This is a genomic window from Streptomyces sp. Ru62 (assembly GCF_002920615.1).
Taxonomy (GTDB): domain Bacteria; phylum Actinomycetota; class Actinomycetes; order Streptomycetales; family Streptomycetaceae; genus Streptomyces.
Window position 1 is genome coordinate 1 of sequence record NZ_PQSU01000041.1, and the last position, 19066, is coordinate 19066.

Below are 19066 nucleotides of genomic sequence, written 5' to 3' on the forward strand. Positions count from 1 at the left end.
GTGGACCCACGCCGAAGACGTCAACGACGCCCTCCTCACCTTCCTCGCCAAGTAGCCGCCCGCGCGCGGCCGGTGAGACCTGCTCGTCCTGGAACCCGCGCGCCACTGGTGCGCACCGCGTCCTGGCACAGCCGTCCGCGTGAACGGCGCCAGGACGCGGCTGCGTTCGGCGCGGAGCCCGCCTCCTCGCCGCAGTGCCGGCTGCGCTACGGCGTGGGAGAGCCGTTCACCGTCCGCTTGGGACTCCTGTCGGACAGTGCCAGTACGGCGGGTCTCCCTCCAACGGACCGCCCTTCGACGGACCTTCGGACCTTCCTCTCGCATCGTGCGATGCCGATCCGGCATCGCACGATGCGAAAGTGATCCTGGACGTCGGGCGGGGCCGTTGATGGAATGAGGGCCGGGCGGGCGCCTGAGTCGCCACCGATTCTCCGGGACTCGACTCGCCCTGGAGACGGCCTCCCCCCGGCCCAGGTGTCCCGCCACAGCTCCGGGGCGGGGAGGCTCCCCTCGCCACGGATCCGCCCACCGACGGAAATGGCTGTGCACGGTGGCGCGGCGGGCCCGCGTAGACAGCCCGGAACATGCGGGCGGACCCCCGTCCGGGGCCGGCGGGACGGTTCGCCGGCCGCCCTTGCCCGATGGGGGATCCGCGAACATGACGACCAACGCCCACCACCGCCCGCCCCCGGCAGCACGCCACCACACATGCGTCGAGGCCCTGGTGGCCGAGCACCGAGCCACGCTCGTCGCCTGTGCCGAGACATGGGTCGGCGACCACCATGCGGCCGAGGACATCGCACAGGAAACCCTTGTCCGTGCCTGGCAGCACATCGGCAGGCTGCCCACCGGGCGGCGCGCCGTACGCGGTTGGCTCCTGAGGACGGCACGCGGCCTCGCCGTCGAGGGGTGGCCCGGTGCGTTCACCCGGCACGAGATCGTCACCGCGGAGAGCCGCGACGTCCCGGAGGCCGACCGCGCCGAAAGTGTGCTGGCGTCCGTGGTGGCACACGCTCTGCTGCGCACCCTGACACACGAGCACCGGGACGTGCTCGTCCACACCTGCATGTACGGATTCACGGTGCGGGAGACCGCTCAACGCCTCGGCGTCCCTGCCGGAACGGTCGTCTCACGCCGGTCGCACGCACTGCGCACACTGCGTCAGCAGGACGGCTCCCGCGCGCTCCTGGCGGGCTACTGGCTACTCCTCGGACCAGCCGTCGGTCCGGGCGGGAGAACGTGAGCGCGTCCTGCCGGGCCGTCCGACGGGGGCGAGCGCCCGCCAGGGGCGCGGCCCCGAGACGGCCGAGCGACAGGTCGCCGCCCTGCTGGCGCGGGTCGCCGGCCTGCCCCTGGCACCCGGGGGCGGGTTCCTCCGGCCAAGGCGGGTTCCTCCCGCCAGGACAGCAGCGGCATGTGCGTGCCGGTGGCCGCCGGATGCCCGGCGGACGCCCCGCGGTGGCCGCCCCACAGAGCGGTTCCTCGGTCAGCGGCTCGCTGGTCAGGCCCGCCGGCCAGGGCTCTCCCCAGGTCGGCACGGCGTCACGCGGTGCCGAGCCGGGGCGCCCGGCTGTTCGTCGGCGGGAACGTCGAACACGGCGGTCCGCGCGTCGCGCCGGCCGCGCGCGGGCGGGTCGGCGCGACGCGCGGCAGGGCGGGTCAGGCGGACAGGAAGCGGTTGATCTCGTGGGCGAAGTCGTCGGGGTGCTGGAAGAGGAAGCCGTGCCCGGCGTCGCTGTAGAGGATCACCTTGGCGTGGGGGAGCTTCTGCGACATCGCGTAGGTGGCGTAGGCGTGGATCATGACGTCATGGGCGCCGTTGGCGACCAGGACCGGCAGGGTCAGTTCCTCCTGCCGGTGCCAGTAGCCCTTGAAGGAACCGATGGCACCGAGCTGGCCGCGCACCGCCTCCGGGCCGACGACCGCCCCGGAGTCCTTCAGCCGGTGCTCCAGGCGCTGAAGGGACGCCCGGCCCGCGGCCGTCGCCTCCTCGGTCTCGGGGAAGAAGAGGTAGAGGAAGTCCTCGGGGGCGTTGACCGGCTTGGCCATGGTCTGGCGGGTGCGGTCCGAGGGCGGCGGCATGTCGGGCACGCCGCCGGCCGAGCTGCCCGCCACCACCAGGTGCCGGACGATTCCGGGGGCCGCCAGGGCCACGCCCTGGGCGACGATGCCGCCCATGGACCAGCCCAGGACGTCGATGTCGGTCAGGCCGAGGGCGTGGATGAAGGCGAGCGAGCCCTCCACCATGTCCTCGATGGAGGCGGGCGCGTTGCCGGTGGACAGGTTGATGCCCCGGTTGTCGAAGACGATGACCTCCCGTTCGGCGGCCAGCGGTTCCAGGAAGGCGGGGTCCCAGTGGTCGAGGGTGCCACGGAACCGCATGTGCATCACCAGGGGGCGGCCGCCCGGCCGGCCGAACCGGCGGTAGGCGAAACGCTCCCCCTCAGGCCCCTCGACGTAACGGGTCTCGGCCGCATCGGCCACATAAGCAGACATGCTCAGGACTCCTGTTCAGAGGTTCAGAGGTTCAGGTGTTCAGGAAAGACGACGCCCCCGCCAGGGGGCACCGTTCGGACGGGGGCGAGGCGCAAGCGCGTGCGCCGCCGTCAGATGCCGATGACCATGCGGAACCGTGCCTCGCCGCGCAGCATCCGGTCGTAGGCCGCCGGCGCGTCGGTCAGCGACGTGTGCTCCACCATCGGCGCCACGTCATGTGCCTGGGCGAAGGCCAGGTTCTGCTCGTTCTCCGTGGCGGTTCCGGTGAGGGAGCCGGACACCTGCACCGCCTCGAAGATCAGTTGTCGGGGCGCGACACGGACCGGCTCCGGCGACACCCCCACCAGGACCAGCCGGCCCCGGCGGGCCAGGCCGGCGAGGAGCGGGCTCACGTCCCCGCCCGCCGCGGTGCCCAGCACCATCCGGGCGCCACCGAGCTTGGTCAACTCCTCCGCGGCGTCCGATGCCTTGCTGTCGACGTAGTGGTGCGCGCCCAGCCGGAGGGCCAGTTCCTCCTTGTCGGCCCCGCGTGCGATCGCGACCACGCGCAGCGCCAGGGCACGCGCGTACTGCACGGCCAGGTGCCCCAGGCCGCCGATGCCCTGTACGGCCACCAGATCACCGGCCACCAGGCCGCCCGGCTGACGCACGTTGTCGACCAGGGCGTTGTACACGGTGAACCCCGCGCACAGCAGCGGTGCCACCCGGGTGGCGCTCATCTCCTCCGGCACGGCCACCAGGCCGGTCTGCCGGGCGTACATGTACTCGGCGTAGCCGCCGTCGACATGCACACCCGTGTACGGCTGGTCGGTGCAGCCGACGAAGTCACCCAGCCGGCACGCCGCGCACACCCCGCAGTGCCCGCCGAGGAAACCCACACCCACCCGGTCGCCCACGCTCCACCCCGTGACGCCCTCGCCGAGGGCGTCGATGCGGCCGACGGCCTCATGTCCGGGGACCCGGCCGGTCTCCCCCTCGTCGTGCGGATGCACGACGATCGAGTCGCTGTGGCAGATGCCGCACGCCTCCACCCGGATACGCACCTGGCCCTGACCCGGCGGGATCAGCTCCCGCTCGGTGGGACGCAGGCTCCCGTCGGGGGCGACCTCGACTGCGCGATACGTGGCCATGAGCAACTCCGTGTAGGGAAGGCGAGTGTGCGCGGAAGGCGCGTGGTCCGTGTGTGTCCCACCGGCCATCGGTCCCAGCATCGCGGGCGGTAGTGGAATGTTTGTGGCCCCACTCTTGACCGCCAGGCCGGCGGGGCGGCGCAGCCGACGCGGAGGGCTGACTTGACTTTCCCAAGACGACCGGACACATTCATGACGGGAGAGGTAAAGGACCAGACCACAAGGCCGCCCGGAGCGGGGAGCGCAGCTCAGGACGAAGGGGGTGAAGACATGTCCGGTGGCACGTCGGCGTGTCCCGCCCCGCCGCTCCCCGCCGCTCCGGCCGCAGACGGCCGGACCCCCTGGCGGAAGCCGTGCGCCGCACAGCCGGCGGTGGCCGAGTCCGGCCGTGCCCTGCGGCGCCCCGCTGAACCGCTGCGCCACACCCACCGGCACCGGCCACACCCCTGCCGTCATGAGGACGGCCACCGGTCCGGCGCCCGTCGCCGGTGCGGTGACCGGTGACGTCGGGCCAGGTGTGTCGCGGCACGCCCGTGACGGTGGCTCACGGCACCGTCACCGCCCGGCCTGCCGCGACCGCAGCCCAGTCCCCTGCTTCGCGGACGCCAGCCGTCCCGTCACGTACCGCCGAGGAGCGGAGAACATGCCACAGGTCAGTGTCCGGGAACGACTGGTCGACAACGCCGAGGACGTCTTCCGCCGCAAGGGGTTCACCGGTGCGAGCATCCAGGACGTCACCGAGGCGGCAGGTGTACCGAAGGGGTCCTTCTACAACCACTTCCGCAGCAAACAGGACCTCGCCGTGGAGATCGTCCTGCGCTACGCGCGTGCCACCGACCACTCGGGCCTGGAAGGTCATGGCCCCGCTCTGGAGCGTCTGCGGAGATACCTGACCGCGCAGGTCGAACGTATCCGCGGCTCCGGAGTCGAGTACGGATGCCTGGTCGGCACGTTGGCCAGTGACGGTGCCAACGCCGGGGAGAAGGTCCGTGAGGCGGTCCGGGAGGCCCTGGACGGCTGGACCGATGCGATGACCGCCACGATCGCGGAGGGTCAGGCGTCAGGCGAGATCACCACCGCCTGGTCCGCCGCCGCCCTGGCCGCCTTCCTGCTCGACCTCTTCGAAGGCGCCGCGCTGCGGGCCAAGACCGCGGCCGATCACGCGCACATGGCCGAGGAGATGAGCATCGCCCTCGAAGCGCTGCGGCCCTGACGGCCGGGAGGGCATCGGTGCGCTCCTGGGGCGGCGGCCACCGGGTCGCCCCCCTCGCACGTGGACCGGCACACGGGACGACGACATACGCCTGTACCGGGGGAACACGGTACGGCGACGTGTGCACGGGGAGACGGGAGTGGCAACGGGGGACGCACGGCGGGGCCGATCGCGCCGTTTCCCGGAAGGAATCACCCCGTGCAACCGGACGAATCGCCCCCGCTCAACCGGAAGACATCGCCCTGTCCAACCGGGAAGAACGCGGCTGTCACGCCCTGATGGCGTTGAGGGCCAGGTTGAGGGAGCGCATGGCCGCGTCCTCGTCCCGTGTCGCCTTGCCGCGCAGGCCCGCGCCCTCGAAGGCGTCGATCAGGAAGGCGGCGAGGTCACTCGCGGGTTCCTGGGAGGTGATCTCCCCCGACCGCTGGCCCTCCGCGATCACCGGGGTCAGTACGCCGACCCACGCGGCGATGCTGCGCCGAATGACCGTCCCGACCTCGTCGCCGACCGTGGGTCCCTCGCTCGCCATGGTCATCAGCAGGCATCCGTACTCGACGCCGGTGGAGCTGGTGCGCGAGGCCTGGGCGGCGAAGTGCGCGCGCAGCCGCTCCATCGCCGAGAGGCCCTCGCCGGCGAGCATGGTGACATCCGTCCCGCGGCTGTAGCGGCGGACGATCTCGGCGGCGAGTTCCTGCTTGCTCTTGAAGTGGTTGTAGAAGGACCCCTTCGGCACACCTGCGGCGTTGGTGATGTCCGCGACGCTGGCGCCATTGAAGCCCTGACGACGGAACACGGTCTCCGCGTGTTCGATCAGCTTTCCCCTGACGCTCACCTGAGGCATGGCACTCAATATGGCCGGTCTGCTTGGGAATGTCAAAAGTCCGCGACATGCACAGGTGCTCTGCACATGCCGATCCGGCATGGGGCGATGACACATCTGTCTTGGACGGCCCGCTCCGCTCCCTGCTCGAATGTGACCCGAACTGAGCGGAAGCGAGGAGAGCTGTGACTTCCCTGTCCGGCAACATCACATCCCCCGTCCTGACGGACCCCGACACCCAGCAGGCGGTGCGGTTCCTCGGCGGTCTCGTGCGGATGCGGGCGCGGGCCGCCGACACCGCGGGCGCCTACGCACTGCTGGAGCACACCGGTGAGCGCGGCTACATGTCGCCGCTGCACCTGCACGAGTCGGACGAGGAGACGTTTCTCATCCTGGACGGCACGCTGCGGGTGGAGGTCGGCAACGAGGTACGGAGCGTCGGGGCGGGCGGGCTCGCGCTGCTGCCGCGCGGGCTGGCGCACGGCTTCGTAGTGACCTCCCCGACGGCCCGCTTCCTGACGCTGCACACTCCCGGCGGAGGTTTCGACGCGTTCGTGGCGGACGTGGGTGTGCCGTTCGACGGGACTGTGCCGCCGGAGGCCGGCCCCGGCCCCGACCCGGAGGAACTGACCCGGCTCGCGGCCGCGCACGGCATCCAGATCGTCGGCCCGCCGCTGCTGCCCTGACACGGTTTCGCGGGGAGGGCGCCGGAGTGATGTTGACTTCTAAGACGACCAGTCATATTGTCACCCATGGAGGTCGACCCGCCCTCCTCGCCACACCGCCATACCGCCCGGGCCCCGGCCGCGGCGGTCGCAGAGAGGAAGAACGCCGTGTTCGAACGCATCCTGGTGGCCATCGATCCGAGTGCCGCCCGGAAGACGGCACTCCTGATGGCCGGCGAGCTGGCCCGCCCGGCGAACGCGACAGTCCACGTGCTTCACGTCGTGACGTCCATGGTCGCCGGTGACACCGTCGTGAAGCTGGAGGAAGACGACCAGGGCGAGGCGATCCTGGAGGAGTCGCTGGCCACCCTCCGCGGCCTCGGTGTGGAGGCGGAGGGACACCTGGCGCACAGCCTGACGAACCAGGTGCCCTCCGTCATCTCCGCCGCGGCCGAGGACTTCAAGGCGGACCTGCTGGTCGTCAGCCCCCACCACCGTGGCGCGGTCGCGGCCTTCTTCAACCCCCGGGTCAGTGACGCCGTCGCGCACGCCAACGGGATCGCCGTTCTGCTGGCTCCCGAGGTGACGCTTCCCAGCCAGTAGCACCGAACGGTTCCCGTCGCTGCGTCGCAGCAGACGCCGGGTCCGCCCGAGTCCGTCAGCGGCCGGGGCGGGTCCGGCGGGGACCGGAGTCATCGACACAAAGGGCACCGGGCGCATGACTGACAGACTCGACCGCAGCAACGACACTCGGCAGCCGCTCTCGGAGCTGCGCACCAGCCTCCACTTCCTGTCGGCGCCACCGGAAGACAGCACGGTCGAATGCGCCTTCCGGTACGGTGCCGACGATCCACTCGCCGTGCGCCTTGAGCTGCATGTGTCCGCGGACGCCCCCGTCACCTGGGTGGTGGGGCGCGACGTCCTCAGCGCCGGCGTCAAGGGCCTCAGCGGGGACGGCGACTTCAAGGCCTGGCCCTCGCGCGCGCGGTCCGCCACTCCCCTGCTGTACCTGAGACTGGAACGCCCCCAGGGCAAGGCGACCTTCGCGGCCGACCTGAGCGAGGTGCACCGGTGGCTGGAGCACACCTATGAACTCGTGCCCGCCGGTGCCGAGAACGCCCTGGTGGACTGGGACAGCCTCACCGGGCTCCCCCTCCCACCCGCCTGACGGGTGTGCCGGTCCCGGATCCGGCACGTATTCACCCGTGGCGGTCGCACATCTTCCCGGCACTCGTCTCATGTGGGCATTCCTGAGTACGATGCGCAGGTCATCCACATGCAAGGGAGTGAAGGCTGTGCCCACCAAGTCAGCCGCCGCCACGGTCCGGTCGCGGTACATGGAGCAGGCCGCGTCCGACCTAGAGGACAACCGCCGGCAGCAGAAAGAACTGCAGCGTCAGCTCGATGCTCTGCGTCAGGAGGAGAAACTGCTCCTGGACATCCTCAACCTCGCGGAGCACTCCACGACGGTGCCGGAGCAGGCCCGGGGCACCGAGCCGGGGACGGCGGGCACGGACGCGAAGGAGAAGTCCACGTCGCGTCCCCGCGCGGTCAGGGCCGCCGGGCGTGGGCCGTCGCGCAAGGCCAAGGCACCCGGGGGACGCGCCGCGCGGCGCCCCCTCCTCGGAGACCTTCTGCTGGACCTGCTCAAGAACCATGACGAGCCGCGCCCGGCCAAGGAACTGCGCGAAGAGCTGATCGAGACACATCCCGACCGGGTTCCCACCCCCCAGGTCGTGCGCAACACCCTGGAGGGGCTGGTCGCGAAGGGTCTCATCCAGCGCCACAAGCAGGACCGGTCGGTCATGTACACCCCGATCGCATCGGGCGGTGTCGTTCCGGGCGGGCACTGACCCGTCCGCGGAACCGGTGGAGCGGCCGAGGCGCCCTTCGTCGTCGGCCGCCGGCCACCGTCGCCTCGTACCGGTCCTGCCGTACAGGAGCGGCGGGCCGGCACGCCCGCTCCCGGCCGTCACCGCGAGAGATCGCCCGCCCTCCCCCGCCGCGTACGGTCAAATGGCTGATGGCCGGCGCCGGAGACGGCGTCACACTCGACGTCGTCCCTGTGCTCACCCCATTCCCGTGAGCACTTCACCGGCGCGGGAGCCCACATGTACATCAAGACGCCGAACCGCAAGGTCGCAGCGGCCAACGGCATCACCTACGCCTACCGCCGGTGCGGTCCCGGGGGCGCACGGCCTCCGCTGCTCCTTCTCCAGCACTTCCGCGGCACGCTGGACAGCTGGGATCCGGCTCTGGTGGACGCGCTGGCGGCGGAACGCGACGTCATCGCCTTCGACAACGCCGGCGTCGGTCTGAGCACCGGCACCACTTCCCGCACCATCCGGGACACCGCCCTCGACACCCTGGACTTCCTCCAGGCCCTCGGCGTACGGCAGGTGGACGTGCTCGGGTTCTCCATGGGCGGCTACACGGCACAGGAGCTGGCCCTGCTCCAGCCGGCCGCCGTCCGTCGACTCGTCCTCGCCGCGACCGCCCCGCGTGGCGCCCCGGGCATCCACGGACTGCGGGACGACGTCCTCGCGCACGTCGACGTCGACCGGCTGGGTGCCCAGGACTATCTGTACACGTTCTTCAACCACACCGAGTCCAGCCAGCGCAGCGGCCTGGAGTTCTTCGGGCGCTACATAGAACGGGAGCACGACCGGGATCTGCCGGTCAGCGCGGAGGGCCGCGAAGCCCAGTACGAGGCGATGCTCGAATGGGGCGTACCCGATCCGGACGCGCTGCGCAGGCTGGGCTCGATCGAGCAGCCCGCGCTCGTCGCGGGCGGCGACAGCGATCTGGTCGTCCCGCCATCCGCGCTCCAGCTGCTGGGGACCTCGCTGCCGGACGCCCGCGTCCACGTGTACCCGGACTCCGGACACGGCTTCCTGTTCCAGTACCACGAGGAGTTCGCACCGGAGGTCCTGGACTTCCTGCGCTGAGCCGCCGCGCACACACGTCGACATACGTATGCGCAACTTGACGAAACCGACGAGCACATGTCTCATGACGTGTGCGTCGTCCCTACGTGTCAGTTTCATACATGTGCCACCACGACGGTCGGTTGGATTCCGGGGACGACGGGTTCTCCTGAGGAGCTGGACATGACATCGCTCGAAAACGCAGTGGTCCTCGTCACCGGCGGCGGCCGCGGGCTGGGGCGCGCGCTGGTCGAAGAGGTGCTGGCGCGTGGCGCGGCCAAGGTGTACGCCACGGCACGGGACCCCCGCTCGGTGACCAACCCGGACGTCGTACCGCTGGCACTGGAGGTCACCGATCCCGCGTCGGTGGCCGCGGCGGCCGAGCAGGCCAAGGACGTCACCGTACTCGTGAACAACGCGGGCGTCTCGGTGCAGGCGTCGTTCCTCACCTCGCCGGTCGAGGACATCCGACGCGAGTTCGAGACGAACTTCTACGGCCCCTTGCAGGTCACCCGCGCCTTCGTGCCGATCATCGAGGCCAACGGAGGCGGCCACGTCCTCAACGTCCACTCGGTCCTCTCCTGGATCGGGGTCGCCGGTTCCTACAGCGCGTCAAAGGCGGCCCTGTGGTCGCAGACGAACTCCCTGCGGCTGGAGCTGAAGCCGCGCGGCATCGGTGTGACGGGTCTGCACGTCGGGTACGTCGACACGGACATGGCGGCGGACGTCGACGCGCCCAAGTCCAGCCCGAAGGATGTCGCCGCGCTCGCCATCGGCGGAGTCGAGTCCGGGGCGTACGAGGTGCTCGCCGATGACCTGTCGCGGCGCGTCAAGGCAGGCCTGGCCGCGGACATCGAGACCCTGTACCCGCAACTCGTGAAGTGACGCCTGCAGGCCGTCGGGCCCCCGGGGGCGGCGTTCGCCGACACGTCGGCAGCGGCCGCTGACGTGCCGAGTTCCTTCGTCGACCCGACCGCCGGCCCCTTTCCCGCATCCCCACCGCCCAGTGAGGCTTCCGCCATGCTCGACGTCATCCGTCCCGGCGACCCACGCTACGCGGATCTGCGGCACGTCTACACCGCCACCGGCGCCCCGGCGGCTGCGACCGCGGTCGACCGCAGAGGTGGCGGAGGCACTGGCTCATGGCCGCGAGGCTGAGGGTCCCTTGTCCGTCCGCAGCGGTGGGCACGGGATCAGCAGCATTTCCACCCATCACCACGGCACCGTCATCGATCTGGGCGGGCTCGCCACGATCGAGCGGGTCAGCCCCGACAGCGATCTCCTGCGCATCGGTCCCGGCGCCCGCTGGGGCGAGGTCGCCGCGGCGCTGTATCCCTGGGGACTGGCCATCAGTTCGGGCGACTCCGGGGACGTCGGCGTCGGCGGCCTGGCGACCGCCGGTGGCGTCGGGCTGATGGGCCGGGCGCACGGACTGACCATCGACCGCGTCACAGCGGCGGAGCTCGTCACCGCGGACGGCAGCGTCCTCGCCCTGGACAGCGAGCGGCATCCGGATCTCTTCTGGGCCGTGCGCGGGCCGGTGTCAACCTGGGCATCGTCATTTCCCTGGAGTTCCGCGCCTCGCGCACGCCTGTGGTCGCCCGGGCGACACTCCAGTACCGCGTGGACCGCCTCGCGCCCTTCCTGCGGGCCTGGGGAGAGACGGTGGAGGCCGCCCCTCCCGGAGATCTCCGCCTTCCTGTATCTCCTGAGTGGCGGGTTCGCCCTGGCGACCGTGGTCCACGCCGGGGACGATCCGGCCGTGGCCGGACGTGACCTGAGCCCCTTCCTGAGTGTCGCGCCGCTGGTCGGGCGCCGCGCGGAACTCCTGCCGTACGCCGCCGTGGTGGCCGCGGCAGGGGCTCCCCACCGCGGACAGCAAGGTGGTCGCATCCACAGCGGCCTGGCCGTCCACCTCGACGGAGAACTCAGCGAGCGGCTCGAAGGGCTGGTCCGTGCCGGGTTCGGCGAGCTGCTGCAGATCCGTTCCGTGGGCGGTGCTGTCAACGATGTGCCGGCCGACGCCACGGCCTACGCCCACCGGCACCAGAACTTCTCGATCACGGCCGTGGCGCCGTACGCGTCCCGGGATTTCGACGAGGCCTGGGCGGCGGTGCACCCTTCCCTCGACGGTCTGTACCTCAGCTTCGAGTCGGCGTTCACCCCGGAACGACTCGCCGAGGCGTTCCCCGGCACGACCCTCCAACGGCTCCGCGACATCAAGAGGCGGATCGATCCCGAGAACGTGTTCCACCAGAACTTCCCCGTGGCCGACGTTCGGCCGACAACAGGGCGGGGGTGTGAGCTCCGGACGGGTGCGGGCGGCGGACGACGCAAAGCTCGTCACCGCATTGAGTTGTGCACAACTTAATTGCGCGCTAGGTTCTTACCCATCGCCCCGGCGGACCGCCCGGCGGAGCGACTTCCGTTGCACGCCCACTGCCTGAGGAGAGTCACCATGGGCCTGAAGACCGCCTTCCGCCCCACCCGCAAGCGCATCGCCGTGCTGGGCGCCATCGCCGGAGTCTCGGCCCTCACGCTGGCGGTCACGACTCCTGCCAGCGCGGCCAAGGCCGAGCACCGTACGGCGGGCAAGAAGCCCACGATCGTCCTGGTCCACGGCGCCTTCGCGGACGCCTCCAGCTGGAACGGCGTCGTCAAGCGGCTCCAGCGCGAGGGCTATCCGGTGGTGGCGCCCGCCAACCCCCTGCGCGGACTGGCCGGCGACGCCGCCTACGTCCGCAGCGTCCTGGCGAGCGTCAAGGGACCGGTCGTGCTCGTCGGGCACTCCTACGGCGGTGCGGTGATCAGCGAGGCCGCGACCGGCGACCGGCAGGTCAAGGCGCTGGTCTACATCGCCGCCTTCCTCCCCGACAAGGGGGAGAGCGCGCTGGAGCTGTCCAACAAGTTCCCCGGCAGCACGCTCGGCGAGAACCTCAACCCCGTCACCTTCCCCCTCGCCGGCGGCGGCACCGGCACCGACCTGTACATCAAGGCCGACAAGTTCCACGACCAGTTCGCCGCCGACGTGCCCAAGCCCACCACCGACCTCATGGCCGCCACCCAGCGCCCCATCGCCGCGAGTGCCCTGGAGGAGAAGGCCACCGAGCCCGCCTGGCGGACCATCCCGTCGTACGACCTGGTCACCACCGGTGACAAGAACATCCCGCCGGCCGCCCAGCGCTTCATGGCCGAGCGCGCCCACGCCCACACCGTCGAGATCGACGCATCCCACGCCGTCTCCGTCTCCCGGCCCGCCGCGGTCACCCACCTGATCGAACAGGCCGCCCGCACCGCCACCCGCTGACCGCGCACAGGCCCGGCCGCATGAGCCCCTGACCTCGGCCGTCCGCCCGCACAGGCCCCGCTGGGAAACCGCCCGGCGGGGCTTCGGGCTGTCCGGACCTCCCTCACCACCCGGCACGCGGTACGGCACGTCATTGCGACATGTCTCACGATCCCGTGCGCCCCCGCATCAGACAGATCTGTCTAGTATGGAGTCGGTTCATCTACCAGACCGAGAGTGAGAGCCATGAGAAGCACGACGCAGCGACCCGCCACCGAGGGCACCTTGGTCAGGCGGTCTCCCGCGCACGGAGCCCCGCGCCGCAGGGGCCTCGGGCCCATCGCCTCCCTCGGGCTGCTGTCCTCGATCCTCGTGTCGCTGCTGGCCTCGTCCAGCGCGCCGACCCCCCTCTACGCGCTCTACCAGGCGCGCTGGGGGTTCTCGCCCATCACCGTCACCGTCGTCTTCGGCGTCTACGCGGTGGCCGTGCTGGTCGCGCTCCTGGTCTTCGGAAAGATCTCCGATCACGTGGGCCGGCGGCCGGTGCTGTTCGTGGCCCTGATCGGGCAGACGGCGGCCATGGCCACGTTCATCACCGCCGGTGGGGTGGACGCGCTGCTGGTCGCCCGCGTCGTCCAGGGGCTGAGCACCGGGGCGGCGGTCGGCGCGCTCGGTGCCGCGATGCTCGACCTCGACGCGCGCCGGGGCGGTTTCCTCAACTCCTTCGCGCCCACGATCGGGACCGCGAGCGGCGCCCTGGTCTCCGGGCTGATCGTGCAGTACCTGCCTGCCCCGACCCACCTCGTCTACTACGTGCTGCTCGGTGTGTTCGTCCTCCAGGCGCTGGCCGTGACCGGCCTGAACGAGACGGTCAGCCGCAAGCCGGGCGCGCTGGCCAGCATGGCCCCCGAGTTCAAGCTGCCCAGGTCCGCCCGCGCGTCGGTGGCCGTCGCCGCGCCGGTGATGTTCGCGGTGTGGGCCCTGACCGGCCTGTACGGCGCGCTCGGGCCCGCCCTCGCCCGGACCCTGGTGCACTCCACCTCCGTGGTGTGGGGAGGGCTGCCCCTGTTCGTGCTCGCCGGCTCGGCCGGTCTGGCCGTCGTCCTGCTGCGCGGGGCGGCGACGCGGAGCGTCATGCTGATCGGCATCGGCTCGCTGGTCGCCGGCGTGGTGATCACCCTGGTGTCCATCGCCTCGGGAACCGGCGGCACCCCTTCCGTGATCGGGTTCTTCATCGGCGGCGCGATATCCGGTTTCGGCTTCGGCAGCGGGTTCCAGGGGGGCATCAGGCTGGTCATGCCGCGCGTGGAGCCGCACGAGCGGGCCGGGGTGCTGTCCCTTCTGTACGTCGTGTGCTACCTGGGGCTGGGTGTGCCGGCGGTGATCGGCGGGGTCCTGGTCGTGCACGGCGGCGGTCTGGTGCGCACGTCCCGGGAGTACGGCATCGCCGTCATCGTGCTGGCCCTCGCGGCGCTGACCGCTCTGGTGCTCAACGGCCGCCGGGCGGAGCGCGTGGCAGTCGTTCGCCCGGAAGCCGGCTGCGCCCCCGAGCCCGCACGCCTCGCGGAAAGCACGTCACAGCCGTGAGGCGCGCTAGAATAGACAGGTCTGTCTGAGAGGGTGGTGGCCATGGCGGCCAGGACCGCGACCAAGGTGTCCGCGCGTGAGCGCTTGCTCGAAGCGGCTGACGAGCTCTTCTACCAGCAGGGCGTGCAGACAGTCGGCATCGACCGGGTCATCGAGCACGCCGGTGTGGCGAAGGCGTCCCTTTACAACACCTTCGGGAGCAAGGAAGGGCTCGTCTGCGCCTACCTGGACCAGCGCTTCGAGCGCGCGCGGAACCGGATCACCCGGACCCTGACCCGTTTCCGCACCCCACGTGAGCAGATCCTCGGTGTGTTCGACGCACTGGGCGAGGCGTTCACCGACCCGGAGTACAACGGGTGCGCGTTCGTCCGGGCCAGCGCCGAGACGGCCGAGGACAGTGCCATCCGCCGCACCGCCGAGACCTACCGGTCCTGGGTGCGTGAGCTGTTCACCGAACTGGCCGCCACGTGCGGGTACGCCGAGCCGGAGGAGCTGGCCCGACAGCTCCAGTTGCTCTACGACGGCGCGGGTCAGGCCGCGCGGATGGATCGTGATCCCTCCGCCGCCACGACCGCCCGCGGTGCGGCGGCGGCCCTGCTCGACGCGGCGCCGCTCGCTCGCTGAGGTGGCGTCACCCGCCGTTCTCCGAGTGACGTTCCCCTACGAGCCCGGCCGCCACCTGGACCGGGGGGCCACCGGTGTACGGTCGGACGGGCGGAGGGGCGCGGCGGGAGTCCGAGAGGACCGAGGGGACGGGGGCGGGATGACGAGGTTGCCACGGCCGGACGCGTCCGTGCCGGCGTCGCGCCGGTCCCTGCGGCGGCAGCAGGTGGCCGAACTGCGGGCGCAGGGCCGGTACGGTCCCGAGCTGCGCGAGGTTCTTCCCTCCTTCGTCGGCCTCGCCCTGGTGCTGCTGGCTCTGGTGCTGCTGGCCGGTCGCCTCAGCCGCGCGTTCGGGGCCACCGGCCTGCTGATGTGCGCCGTCCTGTGCATGGCGGCCACCACGGTGGGCCTGCGCCTGCGCCGGAGGTTCCTCCGCCGGCGCGGCGGCCGTTACACCGCCCAGGAGCTGGCCCGGCTGGACGACCGGGGACTGGTGGAAGCCACCACGCGCATGCTGGAGCGCGACGGCTGGCGGGTGGCCGATCTGACGCTGCGCAAGGGGGACACGCGCCTGTACGCCCGGGACCGTCGGGGTCGTGCGCTCGACGTCAGGTTCCGTCCCGTCGCGGCGGCCGACGAGGACGCCTCCTTGCCGGAGACCGTGCGGGAGACGGTCCGGCCCGGGGCCGAGCGGCCCGGCCGGCTCATCGTCCACCGCGGTGGCTTCAGCCGCGCCGAGGTGCGCTGGGCCTCCCGGCAGACCGACGTCCACCTCGTCGACGCCCGCCGGCTGCGCCGCTGGGCGGCCGGGACACCGCTGGACAGCCTGCGACGCCGCCGCTGACAGACTCCCGTTGACGGACCGGCGCCGGCAGACCGCCACTGACGGACCGGCGCTGACAGACCGGCGCTGACAGACCCCCACTGCACAGATCGCCCTTGACGGACCGCCGCCACTGGATCACCGGCGGCCGGTCGCCCGGGCGTTGCACCCGCGCCGGAGCAGGATTGCGCCGACCGGGCCCGCGGCCTGAGACCCGGCCGCGCAAGCCGGCCCGGACACCGGGCGCCGCGGCCGAGCACCCGCCCCCACGCCGAGACCCGTCGGCCCGCGGAGGCGACCCCCCTTTGTAGTCGATCGGTCGTATACTGGTGGCATGGGACGGACAAGTGACGCCAGGAAGAAGATCCTCGACGCTGCGCAGTCACTCATCGAGGTGCGCGGCTACTCGGCGCTGGGCGTGGCCGAGATCTGCAAGGCGGCCGAGGTGCCCAAGGGCAGTTTCTACTACTTCTTCGAGTCCAAGGAAGCCCTCGCACTCGCCGTGATCGACGAGCACTGGGCCGCCGAGCGGCGCGACTGGACCCGCATCCTGCAGGGCGACACGGAGCCGCTCCAGCGGTTGCGGCAGCTCTTCGAGGCGACCGAGGCCGAGCACCGGGCCGGCCGCGAGTACCGCGGATCGATCGCGGGCTGCATGCTCGGCAACCTCTCCCTGGAGCTGTGCAACCAGAGCGAGGCCGTACGCGACCGGCTCCAGGAGATCTTCGAGGACCAGGTCGACATGATCGAAGCGGTCGTCACCGAGGCCCAGAGCCGTGGGGAGGTCTCCGTCGGCGACACCCGCGAATCGGCCCGTGCCGTGGTCGCGCAGCTGGAGGGCCAGGTGCTGTTCGCCAAGCTCTACAACACCACCGCACCGCTCGGCGCGCTCTGGGCCAACTGCCTGGCGCTGCTGAACGCCCGGCCTGCCTCCGTCCCGGCCACGTCCTGACGAAGGGCGGGACCGGGAGTCCTGACGCGACGGCGGCCCCTGGTCCCTAGTGGCCGGGGGCCGCCGTCGTACGTCCGGGGGAACCTCACGCCGGGCCGCCGGGAGACGGCGCACCAGCCGCTCCGCGCATGCCGCGGCGTCATCGCGGTGAGCCGATGCGGCCGAGGAAACCAGGGCATAGGGTGTGAATCACCTGTCCGCCCGTGTCCCGGCCGACAGCCCGGCGAGGAGACATCGCATGGTCAGGACGGCTCCGTCCGCGCCCGCACGCGCACGTCGTCCCTCGAATCGAACGCCCCGCCTCCTGACACAACGCCCCGCCTCCTGACAAACGAGCGCGCCTCCGGTGGGGGCCGGGAGACACACCCAAGCCTCAGGAGCAGTGATGAACGATGTCTCCCGCGCTTACGACGTCATCGTCATCGGGGCCGGCCCGGCCGGTGAGAACGCTGCCGACCGCACCCGTGCCGCCGGGCTGAGCACAGTCATTGTCGAACACGAACTGCTCGGCGGTGAGTGCTCGTTCTGGGCCTGCGAGCCCAGCAAGGCGCTGCTGCGGCCGGTGATCGCCCGGGCCGATGCCCGCCGCGTCCCCGGATTCCGCCACGCGGCGGACGGGCCACTGGACGTTCCCGCGGTGCTCGCGCACCGTGACACGATGGCCGAGCACTGGAAGGACGATGACCAGGTCGACTGGCTGGACTCGGTCCACGTGGACCTGATCCGCGGTCACGGCCGGCTGACCGGCGAGAAGCGGGTGGCGGTGGAGACGCCCGAGGGCGAAACGGTCCGCCTCACCGCCCGGCACGCCGTCGTCATCGCCACCGGCACCGGCGCGGCCCTCCCCGACCTGCCCGGACTCGACTCGGTACGTCCGTGGACCAGCCGTGAGGCGACGAGCTCCTCCGAGGTGCCCGGCCGGCTCCTGGTGGTGGGCGGAGGTGTCGTGGCCGTGGAGATGGCCACCGCCTGGCAGGCCCTCGGCTCGCAGGTGACCATGCTGGTCCGCAGCGAGGCCGGGCTGCTCCCCCGGATGGAACCGTTCGCCGGTGAATCGGTGGCGCAGGGGCTGCGCGAGGCAGGGGTCGACGTTCGCCTCGGGGCCTCGGTGATCTCCGTGACGCGCCAGGAGCCCGCGGTCGGCGGGGTCGGGGTCGAGCTCAAGGACGGGACCGAGATGACCGCGGACGAGATCCTGTTCGCCATCGGCCGGACCCCGCAGACGGCGAAGCTCGGGCTGGAGACCGTAGGACTGACGCCCGGGGACTGGCTGAGGGTGGACGACACCTGCCGGGTGACCGCCGTCCCCGACGGCTGGCTCTACGCCGTGGGTGACGTCAACCACCGCGCGTTGATGACTCACCAGGGCAAGTACCAGGCCCGGATCGCGGGCACCGTCATCGGCGCACGCGCGCGGGGCGACAGCCTCGACGAGACCAAGTGGGGTGCTCACACGACGACCGCGGACCTCCTGGCCGTTCCACAAGTCGTCTTCACGGACCCCGAGGTCGCGTCCGTGGGCCTCACCACACGCGAGGCCGCACGGGTCGGACGCCGGGTGGAGGTCGTGGACTACGACATCGGGCTGGTCGCGGGTGCGCGCCAGTACGCCGAGGGCTACCGGGGCAGAGCCCGCATGCTGCTCGACGAGGAGACGGGCGTCGTACTGGGCGTCACCTTCGTCGGCCCCGGCGTCGGAGAACTCCTGTACTCGGCGACCGTCGCGGTGACGGCCGAGGTGACCGTCGACAGGCTCTGGCACGCCGTGCCGGCCTTCCCGACGATCAGCGAGGTCTGGCTCAGGCTGCTCGAAACCCACCGCCACCGGGGCAGCGCGGAACCTTGCTGAACGCCTTCCCCGCCGTCCGCGCCGAGGCGGCCTCGGCCGACGCGCGGCTGGACGGACACGCAAAGCGGCCGCGGGGCGAGCCCTCGTGGGCTCACTCCGCGGCCGTACCGCGTGGGGGGCGGCTCACCGCCCTGTGGCGGCGATCAGACCTCCGCGCGCTTCGGCAGCCGCCAGTTCGGGCGCGGGAAGTGGCAGGTGTAGCCCTCCGGGTAGCGCTGGAGGTAGTCCTGGTGCTCCGGCTCGGCCTCCCAGAAGGGACCGGCCGGTACCACCTCGGTCACCACCGGCCCCGGCCACAGTCCCGACGCCTCGACATCGGCGATGGTGTCGAGCGCGACGCGCCGCTGCTCCTCGTCGAGGTAGAAGATGGCGGAACGGTAACTGGCCCCGATGTCGTTGCCCTGCCGGTTCTTCGTGGTCGGATCGTGGATCTGGAAGAAGTACTCCAGGATCGTGCGGTAGTCGGTGACGGCCGGATCGAAGACGATCTCGATCGACTCGGCGTGGTTCCCGTGCCTGCGGTAAGTGGGGTGGGGCAGGTCGTCGTCGCCGCTGTAACCGACCCGGGTACGGGTCACACCGGGGAGTTTGCGGATCAGTTCCTGCATGCCCCAGAAGCAGCCGCCGGCGAGCAGCGCCCTTTCCTCGACGTCGGTCATCAGTTCTCACCCTTCCCCTCCCCCGGCGACCGGAGGAGATACAGGCCCTACTATGA

The 19066-nt window shown here is 71.4% G+C and carries 19 protein-coding genes; 15 read left to right on the forward strand and 4 right to left on the reverse strand.

What is annotated here, in order from left to right:
- Positions 1-658 precede the first annotated feature (658 nt).
- Entirely contained in the window at positions 659-1243 is a 585-nt protein-coding gene (locus C3492_RS37820; protein WP_258056149.1) for a sigma-70 family RNA polymerase sigma factor, read from the forward strand.
- A 416-nt stretch (positions 1244-1659) separates the two neighbouring features.
- Here C3492_RS37820 and C3492_RS37825 read toward each other — a convergent pair whose 3' ends face one another.
- Both C3492_RS37825 and C3492_RS37830 read right to left on the reverse strand, forming a co-directional pair.
- Positions 1660-2496 carry an alpha/beta fold hydrolase gene (locus C3492_RS37825; RefSeq protein ID WP_103817147.1) on the reverse strand — a complete coding sequence of 279 codons (837 nt, stop codon included), beginning with the start codon at positions 2494-2496 and terminating at the stop codon, positions 1660-1662.
- Between the two features lie 110 nt (positions 2497-2606).
- Positions 2607-3626: an alcohol dehydrogenase catalytic domain-containing protein gene (locus tag C3492_RS37830; RefSeq protein ID WP_181140757.1), complete on the reverse strand. Its 1020-nt coding sequence runs from the start codon at positions 3624-3626 to the stop codon at positions 2607-2609.
- 643 nt (positions 3627-4269) lie between these two features.
- On the opposite strand from C3492_RS37830, the gene C3492_RS37840 reads away from it, so the two are divergent.
- Positions 4270-4839 carry a TetR/AcrR family transcriptional regulator gene (locus C3492_RS37840; RefSeq protein WP_103817148.1) on the forward strand — a complete coding sequence of 190 codons (570 nt, stop codon included), beginning with the start codon at positions 4270-4272 and terminating at the stop codon, positions 4837-4839.
- 268 nt (positions 4840-5107) lie between these two features.
- Here C3492_RS37840 and C3492_RS37845 read toward each other — a convergent pair whose 3' ends face one another.
- The gene (locus tag C3492_RS37845) at positions 5108-5680 is read right to left on the reverse strand and encodes a TetR/AcrR family transcriptional regulator (protein WP_258056150.1); all 573 of its coding nucleotides are present in this window, start codon (positions 5678-5680) and stop codon (positions 5108-5110) included.
- Between the two features lie 164 nt (positions 5681-5844).
- Here C3492_RS37845 and C3492_RS37850 point away from each other — a divergent pair, with 164 nt between their 5' ends.
- From C3492_RS37850 to C3492_RS37910, 13 genes are all read left to right on the forward strand, one after another.
- Positions 5845-6345 carry a cupin domain-containing protein gene (locus C3492_RS37850; protein ID WP_103817149.1) on the forward strand — a complete coding sequence of 167 codons (501 nt, stop codon included), beginning with the start codon at positions 5845-5847 and terminating at the stop codon, positions 6343-6345.
- Between the two features lie 147 nt (positions 6346-6492).
- Positions 6493-6927, forward strand: coding sequence for a universal stress protein (locus tag C3492_RS37855; RefSeq protein WP_103817150.1), 435 nt, complete (start codon positions 6493-6495; stop codon positions 6925-6927).
- Positions 6928-7042: 115 nt separating this feature from the next.
- Entirely contained in the window at positions 7043-7492 is a 450-nt protein-coding gene (locus C3492_RS37860) for an SsgA family sporulation/cell division regulator (RefSeq protein WP_103817151.1), read from the forward strand.
- A 169-nt stretch (positions 7493-7661) separates the two neighbouring features.
- The gene (locus tag C3492_RS37865) at positions 7662-8177 is read left to right on the forward strand and encodes a BlaI/MecI/CopY family transcriptional regulator (protein WP_103817203.1); all 516 of its coding nucleotides are present in this window, start codon (positions 7662-7664) and stop codon (positions 8175-8177) included.
- Between the two features lie 258 nt (positions 8178-8435).
- Entirely contained in the window at positions 8436-9272 is an 837-nt protein-coding gene (locus C3492_RS37870; protein WP_103817152.1) for an alpha/beta fold hydrolase, read from the forward strand.
- 162 nt (positions 9273-9434) lie between these two features.
- Complete coding sequence (locus C3492_RS37875; RefSeq protein ID WP_041664794.1) at positions 9435-10136, forward strand: SDR family oxidoreductase; 702 nt, start codon at positions 9435-9437, stop codon at positions 10134-10136.
- A gap of 238 nt (positions 10137-10374) precedes the next feature.
- Positions 10375-11622, forward strand: a complete 1248-nt coding sequence (locus C3492_RS37880; protein ID WP_258056151.1) for an FAD-binding oxidoreductase — start codon at positions 10375-10377, stop codon at positions 11620-11622.
- An 87-nt stretch (positions 11623-11709) separates the two neighbouring features.
- Positions 11710-12558 carry an alpha/beta fold hydrolase gene (locus tag C3492_RS37885; protein ID WP_103817153.1) on the forward strand — a complete coding sequence of 283 codons (849 nt, stop codon included), beginning with the start codon at positions 11710-11712 and terminating at the stop codon, positions 12556-12558.
- Between the two features lie 225 nt (positions 12559-12783).
- Positions 12784-14124 (forward strand): MFS transporter, encoded by a 1341-nt coding sequence (locus C3492_RS37890; protein WP_258056152.1) that lies wholly within the window; start codon positions 12784-12786, stop codon positions 14122-14124.
- A gap of 42 nt (positions 14125-14166) precedes the next feature.
- Positions 14167-14748, forward strand: a complete 582-nt coding sequence (locus C3492_RS37895) for a TetR/AcrR family transcriptional regulator (protein ID WP_258056153.1) — start codon at positions 14167-14169, stop codon at positions 14746-14748.
- 139 nt (positions 14749-14887) lie between these two features.
- Positions 14888-15571, forward strand: a complete 684-nt coding sequence (locus C3492_RS37900; protein ID WP_103817154.1) for a hypothetical protein — start codon at positions 14888-14890, stop codon at positions 15569-15571.
- A 313-nt stretch (positions 15572-15884) separates the two neighbouring features.
- On the forward strand, positions 15885-16502 hold the full coding sequence (locus tag C3492_RS37905; RefSeq protein WP_103817155.1) for a TetR/AcrR family transcriptional regulator: 618 nt from the start codon (positions 15885-15887) through the stop codon (positions 16500-16502).
- A 385-nt stretch (positions 16503-16887) separates the two neighbouring features.
- Complete coding sequence (locus C3492_RS37910; RefSeq protein WP_103817156.1) at positions 16888-18351, forward strand: NAD(P)/FAD-dependent oxidoreductase; 1464 nt, start codon at positions 16888-16890, stop codon at positions 18349-18351.
- A gap of 143 nt (positions 18352-18494) precedes the next feature.
- On the opposite strand, the gene msrA is transcribed toward C3492_RS37910, so the two are convergent.
- Positions 18495-19010, reverse strand: a complete 516-nt coding sequence (msrA, locus tag C3492_RS37915) for a peptide-methionine (S)-S-oxide reductase MsrA (protein WP_103817157.1) — start codon at positions 19008-19010, stop codon at positions 18495-18497.
- Between the last annotated feature and the right edge of the window lie 56 nt (positions 19011-19066).